Source organism: Domibacillus epiphyticus (assembly GCF_001975785.1).
Classification (GTDB): Bacteria; Bacillota; Bacilli; order Bacillales; family Domibacillaceae; genus Domibacillus; species Domibacillus epiphyticus.
Map to the genome: position 1 here is coordinate 60,546 of NZ_MSFI01000026.1, position 14,926 is coordinate 75,471.

15 protein-coding genes are annotated in these 14,926 nt (G+C 43.2%); 4 read left to right on the plus strand and 11 right to left on the minus strand.

Annotated features, from left to right (window positions below):
• Window positions 1-65 precede the first annotated feature (65 nt).
• Complete coding sequence (locus BTO28_RS14525) at window positions 66-824, plus strand: IclR family transcriptional regulator (protein ID WP_076767538.1); 759 nt, start codon at window positions 66-68, stop codon at window positions 822-824.
• On the opposite strand, the gene BTO28_RS14530 is transcribed toward BTO28_RS14525, so the two are convergent.
• Complete coding sequence (locus tag BTO28_RS14530) at window positions 821-1,987, minus strand: MFS transporter (protein WP_076767540.1); 1,167 nt, start codon at window positions 1,985-1,987, stop codon at window positions 821-823. The genes BTO28_RS14525 and BTO28_RS14530 overlap by 4 nt on opposite strands.
• A gap of 122 nt (window positions 1,988-2,109) precedes the next feature.
• On the opposite strand from BTO28_RS14530, the gene BTO28_RS14535 reads away from it, so the two are divergent.
• Window positions 2,110-3,393 carry a phenylacetate--CoA ligase family protein gene (locus tag BTO28_RS14535; protein WP_076767542.1) on the plus strand — a complete coding sequence of 428 codons (1,284 nt, stop codon included), beginning with the start codon at window positions 2,110-2,112 and terminating at the stop codon, window positions 3,391-3,393.
• 99 nt (window positions 3,394-3,492) lie between these two features.
• Here the strand turns inward: BTO28_RS14535 and BTO28_RS14540 are convergent, their stop codons facing one another.
• Both BTO28_RS14540 and BTO28_RS14545 read right to left on the minus strand, forming a co-directional pair.
• On the minus strand, window positions 3,493-4,044 hold the full coding sequence (locus tag BTO28_RS14540; RefSeq protein WP_076767544.1) for a hypothetical protein: 552 nt from the start codon (window positions 4,042-4,044) through the stop codon (window positions 3,493-3,495).
• Window positions 4,045-4,064: 20 nt separating this feature from the next.
• A complete protein-coding gene (locus BTO28_RS14545) occupies window positions 4,065-5,294 on the minus strand; it encodes an FAD-dependent oxidoreductase (RefSeq protein ID WP_076767546.1) in 1,230 nt (409 codons plus the stop codon).
• A 220-nt stretch (window positions 5,295-5,514) separates the two neighbouring features.
• Here BTO28_RS14545 and BTO28_RS14550 point away from each other — a divergent pair, with 220 nt between their 5' ends.
• Entirely contained in the window at window positions 5,515-6,279 is a 765-nt protein-coding gene (locus BTO28_RS14550) for an IclR family transcriptional regulator (RefSeq protein WP_076767548.1), read from the plus strand.
• Between the two features lie 44 nt (window positions 6,280-6,323).
• Here the strand turns inward: BTO28_RS14550 and BTO28_RS14555 are convergent, their stop codons facing one another.
• The 5 genes from BTO28_RS14555 to BTO28_RS14575 form a co-directional block, all read right to left on the minus strand.
• Window positions 6,324-7,913: a class I adenylate-forming enzyme family protein gene (locus BTO28_RS14555; protein ID WP_076767550.1), complete on the minus strand. Its 1,590-nt coding sequence runs from the start codon at window positions 7,911-7,913 to the stop codon at window positions 6,324-6,326.
• A 17-nt stretch (window positions 7,914-7,930) separates the two neighbouring features.
• A complete protein-coding gene (locus tag BTO28_RS14560; protein WP_076767552.1) occupies window positions 7,931-8,347 on the minus strand; it encodes an acyl-CoA thioesterase in 417 nt (138 codons plus the stop codon).
• 12 nt (window positions 8,348-8,359) lie between these two features.
• The gene (locus BTO28_RS14565; protein ID WP_076767554.1) at window positions 8,360-9,208 is read right to left on the minus strand and encodes a fumarylacetoacetate hydrolase family protein; all 849 of its coding nucleotides are present in this window, start codon (window positions 9,206-9,208) and stop codon (window positions 8,360-8,362) included.
• Between the two features lie 18 nt (window positions 9,209-9,226).
• Window positions 9,227-10,345 carry a cupin domain-containing protein gene (locus tag BTO28_RS14570; RefSeq protein WP_076767556.1) on the minus strand — a complete coding sequence of 373 codons (1,119 nt, stop codon included), beginning with the start codon at window positions 10,343-10,345 and terminating at the stop codon, window positions 9,227-9,229.
• 228 nt (window positions 10,346-10,573) lie between these two features.
• Entirely contained in the window at window positions 10,574-12,034 is a 1,461-nt protein-coding gene (locus BTO28_RS14575) for an aldehyde dehydrogenase family protein (RefSeq protein WP_076767558.1), read from the minus strand.
• A gap of 268 nt (window positions 12,035-12,302) precedes the next feature.
• Here BTO28_RS14575 and BTO28_RS14580 point away from each other — a divergent pair, with 268 nt between their 5' ends.
• A complete protein-coding gene (locus BTO28_RS14580) occupies window positions 12,303-13,238 on the plus strand; it encodes an aldo/keto reductase (protein WP_076767560.1) in 936 nt (311 codons plus the stop codon).
• 121 nt (window positions 13,239-13,359) lie between these two features.
• Here the strand turns inward: BTO28_RS14580 and BTO28_RS14585 are convergent, their stop codons facing one another.
• The 3 genes from BTO28_RS14585 to BTO28_RS14595 form a co-directional block, all read right to left on the minus strand.
• Window positions 13,360-13,815, minus strand: coding sequence for a CPBP family intramembrane glutamic endopeptidase (locus tag BTO28_RS14585; protein WP_076767562.1), 456 nt, complete (start codon window positions 13,813-13,815; stop codon window positions 13,360-13,362).
• 130 nt (window positions 13,816-13,945) lie between these two features.
• On the minus strand, window positions 13,946-14,455 hold the full coding sequence (locus tag BTO28_RS14590) for a DUF2812 domain-containing protein (RefSeq protein ID WP_076767564.1): 510 nt from the start codon (window positions 14,453-14,455) through the stop codon (window positions 13,946-13,948).
• Window positions 14,445-14,792, minus strand: coding sequence for a PadR family transcriptional regulator (locus BTO28_RS14595; protein WP_076767566.1), 348 nt, complete (start codon window positions 14,790-14,792; stop codon window positions 14,445-14,447). Before BTO28_RS14595 ends, BTO28_RS14590 begins: the two co-directional genes overlap by 11 nt.
• Window positions 14,793-14,926: the final 134 nt, after the last annotated feature.

Sequence of the window (14,926 nt, forward strand, 5' to 3'; positions counted from 1 at the left end):
TTTTTGAGTTGGACAGCATTCTGAAGATATGCCATGATAATGTGAAAAAACGTAAGGAGTCTCCTATGGATACAAATAAACCAATGCCTGTTATCGGATCTCTGCAGACCGGCATTCAGATCATTGATACATTAATTGAGCAGGATCGGCCGCTTAAGTTTACAGAAATTCAAGAATTGACCGGTATAACAAAAAGCAATCTATATAAATATTTAAATACATTAACCATGCTTGGTCTGCTGTACCGGGACAAAAAGAAAGGAACCTTTTCCCTCGGCAGCAAGTTGATCGAATATGGAAACGCAGCGATTGGAAGTGAAAATGTCATCAGCCGTGTTACACCGTACTTAAAAGACATAAGCCGCCATACTCAGCTAACTGCCCTTTTGTCTGTATGGACACACGACGGACCGGTTATCGCCAATATTTGGAGTGCCAGCTACGGATTAAACATCGGTGCACAGATTGGCACAAAACTCCCGCTGCTGTCTTCCGCTGGGAAAATGATGGCCGCTTTTCAACAGTCGCCGGATGTGAATGAGTGGAAAATAAGTGAGCTAAAAAATCTTACAGATGACAAAAAAGAACGTTTTGAACGAGAGCTTGACACGATTCGAAACACGTATTTCTCTTATGCAGGCGAGCCGCTCGTTGATCATGTCTCATCGTTCAGCGTCCCGATATTAAATTACAAAAAAGAGCTGGTTGGAGCCATTACCGTCGTTGGCTTCAACCAGCTCATTCCTGAACATCCAGAAACGGATATCAGCCAGTTCGTTTTGAAAAATGCGTTTGAACTGTCCGAATCATTCGGCTGGCATTAAGCAGCCTGTCTCTGCCCCGCCTGCTTTTGCGCCCGCCAGTATAAGGCAAGTCCTGAAATAATATAAATGGAGCAGCCTATGTACAATGTACCGAGCTCCATAACTCCAGCCAGTGCGCCGGCTAAAAAAGAACCAATGCCGATACCAAGGTCAAAGATTGAAAGAAATGTAGCTGTCGCCGCCGGACGGCGTTTCGGTATACAACGCTGGACCGCAATCGTTTGAAAGCTTGGGAACAATGTGCCCCAGCCAATCCCAATACAAGCTGCTGCTATAAAAAAGACAATCGTACTGTTTGATAAGCCGAGCGTTAACATGCCGATTGCAAAAAGGACAATAGCCGGGAAAATAATGGAGTTCGCTCCATATTGATCGAACCATCTGCCAGTAAAGGGGCGCGTCAGCAGCAGTACGGCGGCGTATACAGCAAAAAAGTAGCCTGACTCATCACTCAATCCCCGCTGTGCAGCGAAAACTGCCATAAACGATAAAATAGATGAATAGGCAACGGCAAAAAAAGCTCCTGTTATCGCAATAGGAATGGCTGATTTTTCAAAGACGGCTTGCTTCTTTTCCACATTAGATTCTATTTTTGGTTCCTCCGGCAATCCTGTCAGCCAGCCGAGCAACAGCGCTGCGAATGAAAAAATCGCCCCGATCCAGAACATCACTGCAAGACCATAATCTCCAAAGATTGTCAGTCCCAGAAAAGGGCCCGCCACCATCGCCAGGTTGGCCGACATAATGAAGTAGCCCATCCCTTCTCCTTTTCGCGCATCTGGTACAAGATCAGCCACAATAGAACCAGTCACCGTCGTGGCCATACCGAACCCAATCCCATGTAAAAAACGAAGAACCAGCAATGCAATGACCGAATCAAACCAGCCATATAAAAATGATGCTGCAAAAAAAATAACGAGCGATGCGATTAAAATAGACCGTTTACCGAACTTCATCATCCATGAACTAACAAACGGCCGGATGACAATGGCCGCTCCAAGAAAAAGAGTCGTAAACAGGCCTGCTATTGAACCGGGGGCATGAAAGTGATTTAGTGCGGCTGTCGGAAGCGTTACAAGCAAGTAATAATACGTCACAAAGAGAAAAAAATTAGCCGTACACACCATGAGAAAAGGCCTTGTCCATAATCGTTCTACTTTCATTTCACTGATCTCCCTTATAAAAAAATATATAAAAGTTCCATATAGAGGAACTTGCTTATTCTTTAAAACGCTTACAAAAAATATCATATTGGGTAACAAAGCAGGAAGGGAGATTCTTTTCAATGACTACACTTTATAAAGTACATGAACTAGACACCCCGCTTCAAGATTACCAGATGCAAAAATTAAATCAAATGCTCGTTTTTGTAACGCAGTATAACGAATTTTACAAAGAAAAATTATCCGGATTTTCACTGCCTGTCCGGACACAGGCTGATTTAGCCAGACTGCCTTTAACGACGAAGCAGGAGCTTGTCCATGATCAAAAAATGCACCCACCCCTAGGAAAAAACCATTCATATCCTGTTAAAAATTACATTCGCTACCACCAAACATCAGGTACATCAGGGCGTCCATTAAAAATTTTAGATACATATGAATCCTGGTCGTGGTGGGAAAAATGCTGGAAAGAAGTATACCGTTCAAGCGGTGTAACAAGCAGTGACCACGTGTTTCTCGCCTTTTCATTCGGGCCGTTTATCGGATTCTGGGGCGCTTTTGAAGCGGCGAAACAAATCGGTGCACTCGTCATTACAGCCGGCAGCCAGACATCAAAAGAACGGTTGACAAGCATGATTGAAAACGACGCCACTGTTCTTTTAGGCACTCCTAGCTATGTACTTCATTTAATTGAAACCGCTGCTGAAATGGGCGTTGATTTAAAGGATACGGCCGTTTCTAAAATTATTACGGCAGGTGAACCCGGCGCTTCTGTTCCGTCCATTCGCAGGCAAATTGAAACCGCATGGGGCGCCACTCTTTATGATCACGTCGGCATGACGGAAATGGGCGCTTATGGCTATTCATGCAGTGCGCAAAATGGCATACACGTAAATGAGAGCGAATTCATTGCTGAAATTATTAACCCGGAAACACTTGAACCTGCTGCTCCAGGTGAAAAAGGCGAACTCGTTTTAACAAACCTTGGCCGCTATGGATACCCTCTTATTCGCTACAGGACTGGAGATGTTGTGTTAAACGTAACAGAGTCTTGCGAGTGTGGCAATCCATTTACATTTTTGCCAGGAGGCATCATTGGCCGTGCCGATGACATGGTTGTCATCCGCGGAATCAATATTTATCCATCATCAATCGAATCCATTGTCCGTGAATATGATGAAATAAAAGAATTCCGTATCGTGTACTTTACAATAGAAGATATGGACCAAATTAAAGTACAGATTGAGTCCTCCGATGAAAATGTATCTAAGAAACTAGCTGTCTGTCTGCGTGAACGTGTCGGTCTCCGTATTGATACCGAGATCGTACCGGAAAACCATCTGCCCCGTTTTTCAATGAAAGCGAAAAGAGTATTGGATGAGCGGACTGAAAAAGTCATACAATAATGCAAGGATGAAAGGGGATGTTCTACAGAGGAACATCCTTTTTTATGATAAAAAAGCCTCAAAAGTCCATTGTTTCCCGACTTTTGAGACTGTCTTTCTTTAAAGTAGATAAAAATTATTCCCTTGTGGACCAAGCGGAAGATGCCCCGCTTCAAGCAATTGGACAATCGGTTCAAACGCAGAAAACTCATCCGCAAGAACAGCCGAGCACGCCATTACACTTATATACATCGCATGTCCGATTAAATATTGAATCGTTTTTTCATCCTCAAATGTGGAAAATGCTTTTTTAAACGCGCCATGAAAAACAGCTTCTGGAACGATTTCAACTGTTTTTTCAAGCAATGCCTGTTGATCTTGTTGATCGATTTTCGCTTTCAATTGATCCGGCACCTCTTTTACTACATCCCAGAAGACACTGTCTGAGAACGAAAGTGAAGGGACAATAGATGGCACCTGTTCTTTTGCCAGCCATTTCAACTCATATTCTGTAACACCGAGCGCTTTCATAAATTGATGGACATAATCAGCAGCTGTGTCTTCAATGACGCCGGCCTGGCTATACCAGTCAATCGATGTTAACCGTTCGATCATTTCATTTACTTCCCGCGCTTTCGTTCGATTTTTTTCTTCATTGATCATCACTGCCATCCTATTCCTCACCTTTCTATTTAGTATTTTGTTGTTAATTCAGGCGGACCAAATTTCGGTCCATATGGACCTTCATCAAGCCACCGTCCTAATCTCGGTACAATAGATGCAAGAGAAGCAGCAACCGCGCGTTTCATATCAATCTCCGGTGCATCTCCCTGCAAGTGGTGAAGGGCAGTCGTCGAACCATCTCGATTCCAGTTCGCCGCAATTCGCCGCTCTGCTGCTGCCGCACCGATCGCTTCACGGCGCTCTTCTTCGGTGTCAGCATGCAATGCTTTTTCAATACCCCGAATGGCAATTAGCGCATCAGGGACACCAGAGTTCAAACCGCGGGCTCCAAATGGCGCAAAGAGGTGAGCGGCTTCACCAGCAAGCAAGATGCGGTGCTTTTCATCCGTAAATGAATCGGCGACAACTTGATGGAACCGGTAGGAAGAGACCCATGTTATACGGTCTGCATATTTAGGATCCATTACTTTCGGAAGCCATTTTTTCACCCCTTCAGGGCTCGCAAATTCATCGAGATCATCATCTTCTAGCAGCTGCAAATCTACTCGCCAGCCACCTTTAAACGGAACGTGCATGACATTGCGGCGCCCCATTGCCGGATGGTGATAATGAAACACTCGCTCAAGCGGAAGCGGGTTTTCCTCGTCTTCTTTTACATCGACAACGAGGAATGTGTCATTTGTGCGCGGCCCTTCAAACTTCAACCCGGCCTGCTCGCGAACAATAGAACGTGCGCCGTCACAGCCAATGATGTACTGTGCTTCCCATACATCGCCATTTTCAGTTGTTAATGTGACACCATTATCTTGGATGTCGAGCGTTTTGACAGGAGCTCCCCACACAAACTCCACACCTGCTTCAACACACGCATCGTAAATATGCTTTTCAATATTATCTTGATGCAGTGATGTGAAATGTGGAAGTTTATTAGGATCTTGGTTGTTTGTCACACCGTAATTTTTCACATATACTTCTTTTCCTTTATAAAGCGTCCGTTTAATCGGCCAGATAACACCGTTTTTCGCCAGCTCGAACCCGAGTCCTTTTGACGTCTCTTCTAAAAGTTTCAATGTTGCACTGTGCAAGAAAATGGCACGGCTGCCTGGACGCGGACGGTCTTTCGGATCGGCTTCAATAACCACACAGGAAATTCCCTTTTTCTGCAGCGCGAGTCCTGCTGTCAAACCAACTGGACCTGCCCCTACGACGATCACATCACGTTTATTAACATTTCCCATAAGAAATAACTCCTTTTCAACTTTTTGAAAACGTTTTATTAATTGAATTATAATCGATCATTTTCATTCAAAAATACTTAATGATTCCTCTATATGGAATAATAAAAAATAAATATCACTGTAACGGAATTTTCAAAATATAGAAAAAATAATCCGTAAATGATAAAATATACATAATAAACTTTACTGGAATGAATGATAAAAAAGGATGGGTTCGTCTATGACTGAAGAAAAAAAAACAGTACAGATTCAATCTTTGCTCGTTGGTTTTTCCATTATTGATCTCGTGGCGAGAAATGGAAGCCCGATGAAATTCAACGACATTCATCACTATACTAAAATAACAAAAAGTAATTTATATAAATATTTAAATACACTCACGTCTCTCGGTGTTCTGCACCGCGATCAAGAGTCCGGTCTTTATTCATCCGGCAGTACTTTGATTGAGTATGGAATGGCTGCCGTCAACCAGGAAGATGTTGCATTAAAAGTGACTCCTTATCTGGAAGAAATAAATTTACTTTCGAAAGAAACGACATTACTTGCCGTGTGGTCACATGACGGGCCGATGATTATTAAAATGATCCACAGCAGGGCCGGTTTAAACCTCGGCGGACAGGTCGGCACACTTTTGCCGATTCATTCAGCCGGCGGCAAATTGTTCGCCGCTTACAAAACCGGCGCGCTTTTCAATGATTGGAAAGAAAAACAAACGGCTGGTCTTTCAAAAGAAATGAAAAATCAGCTGGATGAGGACATGAATCGTATTCCGTTAGAGGGAATCGCATTTGCGAGAGATGCACTCGCTCCATCTGTTGCATCTGCTGCGATTCCTGTTTTCAATTATGAACAAACCATCATTGGTGCAGTAATTATTGTCGGTTTTTCTGACAATATTCCGTTGCAAACAGACGAACCATTGGGCAGGTCGCTTCTTGAAAAAAGTATCGAAATTTCCCGTCAGTTTGGCTATAACCCAAAATAAAAAAAGCTCGAAAGCGGATAAATATAGCTTTCGAGCTTTTTCATTCATTCTTTTCCAAGCAGTTGTGCTTCTGTACGCAGCGGTCCTTTTACTATTTTACCGGATGGTGTTGCCGGAAGTTCTTTTCTCATTTCTACATATTCCGGAATTTTGTATTTCGCAAATCCCTGTTCAAGTAAAAATGATTTCACTTCTTCAAAAGACCATTCCTCTCCGTCACGCAGAGAGATGTATGCACAAGCGCGTTCACCGAGGCGCGGATCCGGTACACTGACGACAGCAGCCTGTCGCACTTTCGGGTTCATCAGCAGCGCTTCCTCAATTTCTGATGCATGAAATTTTAATCCGCCGCGGTTAATCGTGTCTTTTGACCGTCCCGAAAAGTAAATATAGCCTCCTTCGTCAAGATATCCCTGATCACCCGTTAAAAAGTAACCGTTTTCATTAAAAGCCATACGAGTCGCGTCTGGATTTCGATAATATTCTACAAACAAACTGTCACCCTTAAAGGCAATTTCCCCGATTTCATTGTGCGGCAGTACATTGTTCTCTTCATCGACAATGATGACTTCCCCTGTCGGACAAACACGGCCGATCGATTCCCATGCTTTTGACGGATCATCCTCGGGACGTGTAAATGAACCGGCACAAACCTCTGTCATTCCCCACTGTGCACCAACATTGCAATGCAATACATCCCGTAAATCTTTAACCATTTGGGATGGAATTTTTGTCCCGCCAGTTAGCACCAGCCGAAGCTTTACGCCGTCCGCAGCTGCACCGGCTGCCTTTATATAATGTAAAACATCAAGCAAGTGAGCTGGTGCCGCGATCAAAAACGTCACCAGTTCATGCCGAAAAATATCAATTAACTCTTCCACCCTGTATTCGCCGTACAAATAGTGCTTAGCCCCTTGATGAAGGCCGATCATAATCATTGGCAAAGAGAACATATGGCAAAGCGGCGTTAAACTTAATATGGTATCTTGTTCGCTCACTTGATATTCATAACCATTTCGTAAATGTGTGGCCACAAACGTACGGGAGGTGTGCAAAACGGCTTTCGGGTTTGACTCTGTCCCTGACGTAAACATAATGAGCGATGGGTCGTCCAGCCCGGGCTTTTCTTCAAAAAGATCTTTATCAGCCACACCTTCTGGATCGTCTTCAAGAAAAGTAGAAAACAGGATGCTTTCTGTATGTTCCGCTCCTCCAGCGGTAATTACGTGCGACAAATGAGGCAGTTTTTCTTTTACTTCATACGCCAGTGCTTCAAAGTTAAACTTACTAGTTGAACCCTGGACGATAATCGCCTTTGTTTCACAATGACCAAGCATATACGTTAATTCCTGGCGGCGGTAATTTGGACTGAGCGGATTAAAAACAAGCCCGATTTGCGCTGCCGCGAGATGAGCAAGAACAAATTCCATACTGTTTGGAAGCTGGACAGCAATGACATCCCCTTTACGCATGCCCATCTTCCAAAAATGCTTTGCCACCCGTTTTGAAAGCTGTTCTACTTGATTAAAAGACAGCGTATGTACGCCATCTGTAAAGGCCGTACTCGCTCCATATTCCGCAGCGGCCTCCATCAACAATCCGTCAATTGTCACCGGTAATTGAGTCTTCACCATGACATCCCCCCCCACGATCATTGGCTGCCCGGTCCGTGTCCAAGTGCAGCCCGTACATCATTCGGAATAGGAACTGCTTTTGGCTTGCCGCTTTCCGTTGATGTCCACGCTCTCACTTCATAACCGGCTGCAGCAGTATGGTCTCCTTTTTTAAACACGTGCTCGATTTTTAACACCTTTTGGTTCATTCCAACCACTTCAGAATGAACCTCGACGATATCTTCAAAAAATAATGGTGACTTAAACTGGCAGAATGTTTCAAGAAGCGGCAGAATAATATGCCGCTCTGATTGAAGTTTTGATACAGGCAGGAGTGCCGCACCAATTAATTCATGTGCCGCCTGGTCCATCCACCGGTAAAAATTTGGATAAAACACAATTCCTGCCGCATCCGTATCACCGAATACGACTTTGATGCGATGTATATTTCTCATAAAGACATCCCCTTACGCTTCTCCAGCCAGTTTAACATCCACGGAAAATTCACCGACTTGATCAATTTTAATACGCACGCGGTCTCCGGGTTTAATAGGTCCGACGCCTTCCGGGGTACCGGTTGCGATTATGTCGCCTGGCAGCAATGTCATATTGTTACATGCGACTTCAAAGCATTTATAGCAGTCGTAGATTAAATGTTTTGTACTTCCATCCTGTCGTACTTCATCATTAACCCAGAGCGTCATTGCCAAGTTATTCGGATCATCGATCTCATCTGCCGTCACAATCCACGGACCAATAGGTGTAAATGTATCAAACGACTTGCGCCACGTCCGTTCCTCATTGCCGCGGATTGAAATATCAAGAAGCGCAAAGTAGCCAAAAATATAGTCTTTTGCATCGCCTTCTTTGATGTTTTTCGCTTTTTTCCCTACAATATAACCAAGTTCCGCTTCATGATCTGTACGGCGGTCACGATACGGAAGTAAAATAGGATCACTCGGACCTGACAACGATTCAGGGGATTTTAAAAAGAGCGCAATTTCTTCAATTGTCCGCGGTGCATTATTAAACATTTTATTCATTTCTTCCTGGTGCTTCCGGTAATTTACCGGCGCAGCCCATATTTTACGAGTACTTGGAACCGGCGATTTGAGTGTCACCTCGCTCAACGGATAGGACATTCCTAAAACCGCTTCCTTTTCGATCGCTTCTCTCAACTCATCAAATTGTTCAATGAGCGATAAGAATGATTCATGAGGACGTGCGGAATCCCATCCTGCCGCATTTGACACATCCGTAACGCGGCCGTCTTTCACAATACCGAGTAGATCTTCATTAAAAATAGCAATCTTCACAGCGCTTCCCTTCCCCTCTTAAACGTCTGTATTCGGTACAAATGTTGATTCGATTCGTTGATGCCCGTCATTTTCTTTATATTCTTCGCTGAATTCAAGTTCCAACTTTTCCATCACTGGTTTGTCATTGAATGAAAAGAGATAAACATCATCCGATCCCGTATTTACATGCTCATGGCGGCTCCATGGCGGCAGAATGAAAAAGTCTCCTTTTTCCCATTCAAACTTCTGGCCGTCAATAACGGTATAGCCCGTCCCTTCCAGAACATGATAAATGGCGCTGTGTACATGGCGGTGCGCTTTCGTGTACTGACCAGAAGTTAATTTTTGCATCATCGTGCCAATGCGAGAATCTGCCGGACCGCCCGTTGCCGGATTAATATACTCGATCGCATATCCGTCAAATGGGTCAATGTCCCCTTCCGTCATTTGATCAAGCAAATATTTTACCCGGTTAAATTTATAACCGAATATCGGTGATGGATAGTCCGGAGCTGCAGGTTCATTTAATTTTTTAAATGCACCCATTGAAAATTGCTGCGTCGAATAATTTTCCGGCGCCTCCATCGGATAGGATTCTTCTTCATACGGCTCAAAAAAAGAAGCCGCAAGAGTGCGAACAAGACCTACATCTAGACCATCCATCCAGAACATCGGCTCTGTTCCTTCATGTTTATGCTCATGCCACGTCCACGCCGGCGTCAAAATCATATCGCCGCGCTCCATGTATGTTTTTTCACCGTTTACTGCCGTGTATGCCTGTTCTCCTTCAATAACGAATCGGATAGCGGACTGAGAGTGATGATGCGAGGGCGCACTTTCCCCAGGCATTAACAGCTGAATACCGGCATAAAGCGTATGTGTTCCGTACCCGATAAGTCCTCTTTCAATCAAGCTCGGGTTTTGCAAATATACAACGCGCCGCTCCGCATCTTTTCCCGGCTCCAAAAGATCACCGGCTTTCAGTGCATACGCGCGGATCGTCTCCCACTTCCACAAATAAGGTTTCACATCATGAACCGGTTCTTTCGTCACCATATGGCCAAGGTCATACCAGAGCGGTCCGAGATGTTCTTTTTTCATCCCTTCATAATACTGATCCAGTTCTTCCTGTGTGAGCACTTCTTGCTTCGCCATGTGAAAATCCCCCTTTTTCGTTCAAAATAAATGTAAGTGTAATCATAAATATCTAAATAGGTAACTAAATTATCTAAATAGATAATATAATGTAAATCCCAATATTGTCAATAGTCTGAATTATTCCTATTTTTATGTATTAAAACAATGCTTTCCCTTTTAATGATTTGATTTATACAGAAAAAAACCTGCAAATTTTTGCAGGTTTTCTTGTAGAATTTATATCTTTTAAAAAGGAAATTGTCTCGGTGTTGTTTGGACAGATACCCATTTTGTAACGGTGAATTCATCCACAACCCATGGATTTCCAAATCGGCCCATGCCGCTTGCTTTGTTCCCGCCGAAAGGAATATTTGGTGCATCGTTAACAGTCTGATCATTAATATGCGTCATGCCTGTATCAAGCTGCAAAGCAAACTGTTCGCCTTTTTCAAGATCGCTCGTGAAAATAGCAGAACTGAGACCCGCTTCTGTATCATTTGCCATTGTGATTGCTTCTTCGTCACTGTCCGCCTTAATGATAAGGGCAATTGGGCCAAATAATTCTTTTTGTGCCAGTGCTCCATCATTTTTCACATCAGTGAAGATGGATGGTGTCAAAACGTTGCCTTCACGTTTCCCTTCAAGCGCAACCGTAACACCTTCTTTTTTCGCTTCCTCAATAAAACCAAGTGCTTTTTCAAGCTGGCGCTCGTTCACAAGCGGTCCAATTACCGTATTCGGGTCCTGTGGATTTCCGGCAGGAAGTGCTTTTGTCCGCTCGACAAACTTGTTTACAAATTCATCATACTTGTCTTTGTGCACAATAATTCGGTTAATTATCATGCAGATTTGACCTTGGTGGATAAATTTCCCAAAAATTGATGCGTTTACAGCCTGCTCAACATCTGCATCAGATAAGACGATAAACGGACTGTTTCCGCCAAGTTCAAGCGCTACCCGTTTCAAATTGCGTCCAGCAATCTCACCGATATGACGGCCCACAGCTGTTGAACCGGTAAAGCTGATTAAACGAGGAATTGGATTTGTTAACATGTCGTCACCGATCTCATCGACATCGGTTAAAATCATATTAAAGACACCAGCTGGCAGACCCGCATATTCAAATGCTTTTGCCAGTACTACACCACCGACAAGTCCGACTTGAATATCCGGCTTATGGACAACTGCGTTGCCGAGAGCAATTGCCGGGGCAATCGTCCGCATTGATAAGTTCATTGGAAAGTTAAATGGTGAAATCGATAAAATGACGCCAAGCGGCAGACGGTAAATGCGGTTCACTTTGCCTTCTACCCCAGTCGTTACTTCACGCACTTCCCCGACTTCACCTGCATAGTTTAGTGCTTCTTCAAGCACTTCAAGCGCTAAATGAAGCTCGACATTTCCTTTCAAAATTGTTCCGCCCGTTTCCCGGCTTACGAGCTGTACGATTTCTTCACGGTTTTCTTTCAAGTACTCTGCAGCTTTTTCAATAACTTTTTTTCGTTCCTCTACTGACGACTTCGCCCATTCTTTTTGGGCAGCAGCGGCTGTTTGAAAAGCATCTTCCATCTGTTTTTTTGAAGCAATTTTCACTTCCGCAATGACTGAATTGTCATAAGGGTTTAAGTCGTTGTATACACGGCCGCTATCCCCTTCTACCCATTGCCCATTAATGTAGCTTTTCGTCATTGTTTCAAACTTTTGCATGTATATTCTCCTTTCAATTCTATAATGTAAACGATGCCATTTTATATACATAGCTAACTTAATAATCTATTTTGATAGTAATATAGACACTCTAAAAAAGTCAATAAATCGTCCTGGAAAACACAACGTAGACCTTGACCTCCGCCCATGGATACAGCTATTCGCCACTCCTCCCTGCACCCGTGATAATATATGGTCATCTTTTTTGACCATGAAATGCTGATCCTGTAAAGTGAAAGAGAAGGAAAAATAAGGAGGAGGGATATCGGTGCAATATACGAAACTAAAGAAAACGAATCTTAACATTTCGAGAATTGGTCTCGGCACAAATGCAGTCGGCGGTCATAATTTATTTGATAATTTAAATGAAGAAGACGGCAAAAACTTTGTCCGTGCGGCAATTGATGAAGGCATTACTTTCATTGATACGGCTGACATATACGGCAAAGGCCGCTCCGAAGAACTTGTTGGAGAAGTCATAAAAGAAAAACCGCGCAACGAAATTGTCCTTGCAACCAAAGGCGCCAACGAATGGTTCCCGGATGGGTCCGTTGTGAAAAACAATAATCCTTCTTACTTACGAAAAGCATTTGAAAACAGCTTAAAACGATTAGATACCGATTACGTTGACCTATATTACATTCATTTCCCTGATGGCAAAACACGGGTAAGCGACGCTGTTGCAGAACTGGTTAAGCTGAAAGAGGAAGGAAAAATCCGTGCGATTGGCGTATCAAACATGTCAATTGATCAGCTGAAAGAAGCGAATGCACACGGCGACATTCATGCGCTGCAAATGGCGTATCACATGTTTGACCGCTCCGTTGAAAAGGATGTATTGCCATACTGTATTGAACATGATATTTCCTTTGTTCCATACGGACCACTTGCATTTGGCTTGCTCGGCGGATACTATACGAAAGACTTTACATTACCTGCAAATGACTGGCGCAATTCCGTTCCGCTCTTTGCAAAAGGAGAATTTGAAAAAAATCTCACGAAGGTGGAACTGTTAAAGGAATTTGCAGCTAAAAAAAGCACAACGATCAGCCACCTCGCTCTCGCCTGGCTTCTCGCACAAGATGGCGTCGATTCCGTTATTCCAGGCGGCAAACGTCCGGAACAAATTCGTGATACAGCAAAAGCAGCTGGCGTGCTATTACATGATGAAGATTTGAAGAAGATTGATGAGATCTTGGGATAATATGAAGAGCAGCCGGTTTGAATCTGGCTGCTCTTTTTAACTATTTATTTCTGTTAGGCAAAAGTCTTAACGGCATTCCTGCTGGTAAAATGCAAACCGTAAATCAATTAAGATATGTAAATTAATCGGGATCAACAGGGAACCGGTTTCCATATAAATTCAGGCTATAACGAACCCCATCAATCCAGTCAACATGACGTTTTCTCCATCCCAGGTACAGGTGGATAATGCCAAAAACCGCACTCGACAAGATGACTGCTCCCACTACTGACAAATTAAGCTGCTCCAAGTATGTCATCATAACCCCTCTGAACATCACTTCTTCACAAAATCCAGCTGTTACAGCAACTGAAGCAAATAATAAACGGTCTTTCGTATCTTCAGGAAGCATACACTCAATCGCTTCCAGCTTTTCCCCGCAGGCATCACTATGATTAAAATCGTCGCATTTACCAGAAGACCACTTCATCATCACTGCATTGAGGAAAATTGACCCATCCGGCATCGAAAAGCCTAATAAAGTGAATGGTTTGTCTGCCGAGCCCAATAACCCACAATAAGTGCCGTCGTTTTCCATTGGTGAAAAATAATCTGCGCATACATTTTCTTTTTATTTATTTTTTAGCCGCATTAAGTCGTTTCATCCAGATCCGACGGCTAAAAGAAGAAAAAAGATCGTCATTAAAATCCTCGAAATATCCTCCTGCTTAAAAATTTATTTTTCGTTTCAGACAAAAGAATACATACGTATATATTGCAACTCCAATGACGTATATACCGAGTTGTAAAAATTGAAGATGTAGTCCCCTCCAGTTGATAACTAAATTGATTTGAGCGACAGTCATAATGATAAAAAGCCATATATAAAATCGGAACATTCGCTGGAACGCTTCTTTTGTAGATTCCCTGTCTGAATAAATCTTTTTTATATGTGGCTTGTCTGCTGGTGTACGAAAATAATGAAATATATTGATAAAGCTGTCGACATATTCCCAGCCGCTGTCTTCATATAGCTGCAAATAGTCTTCGCGGTTTTCTTTTTTCGTCTCACGGAAGTCAATTTGATACACGTACGACTCATCATGATTTTCATCAAAAAAATAGAAACCAAAACGGTACTTTTTAAAATGAAGCCCCTTTTTTGACATGTCTGTAAGCCATTCAGCTTCTTTTTCCACATTCGAAGCGAGAAACAACTTGAATTTTTTAACTTCCATCCTTATCACCTTCCCATTGTGACATAATACCGCGGGCGTGTTCGACAAGCGAAGTGAGCCGTAAGTACTCAAGTTGGAGCACCTCTTTCCCCTTGTCTGTCAGCTTATAATATTTACGCCGATCCGCTTCCCCTACGTCTGTTTTCGCAATAATGCCCTGCTTTTCCAATTTGCTTAATGCCCCGTACAGCGTCCCAGGCCCCATCGTTACATCCCCACGGCTGATTTCTTCAACATCCTGCATAATCGCATAGCCATGCCGCACTTCCCGGAGTGAAAGCAATATATAATACGTCGCCTGCGACAGCGGCAAATAATCTTCATTACGTTTCATCATTTCTTCACCTGCTTTACCATATCGACACGCGATATATCGTATATCGATATACTAGCAGATTTTCGGAATAGGGACAACCCATATTTTAACAGTTATTCCTTTTTTATTACTGAAATGCCTTCCACTGATCTCTC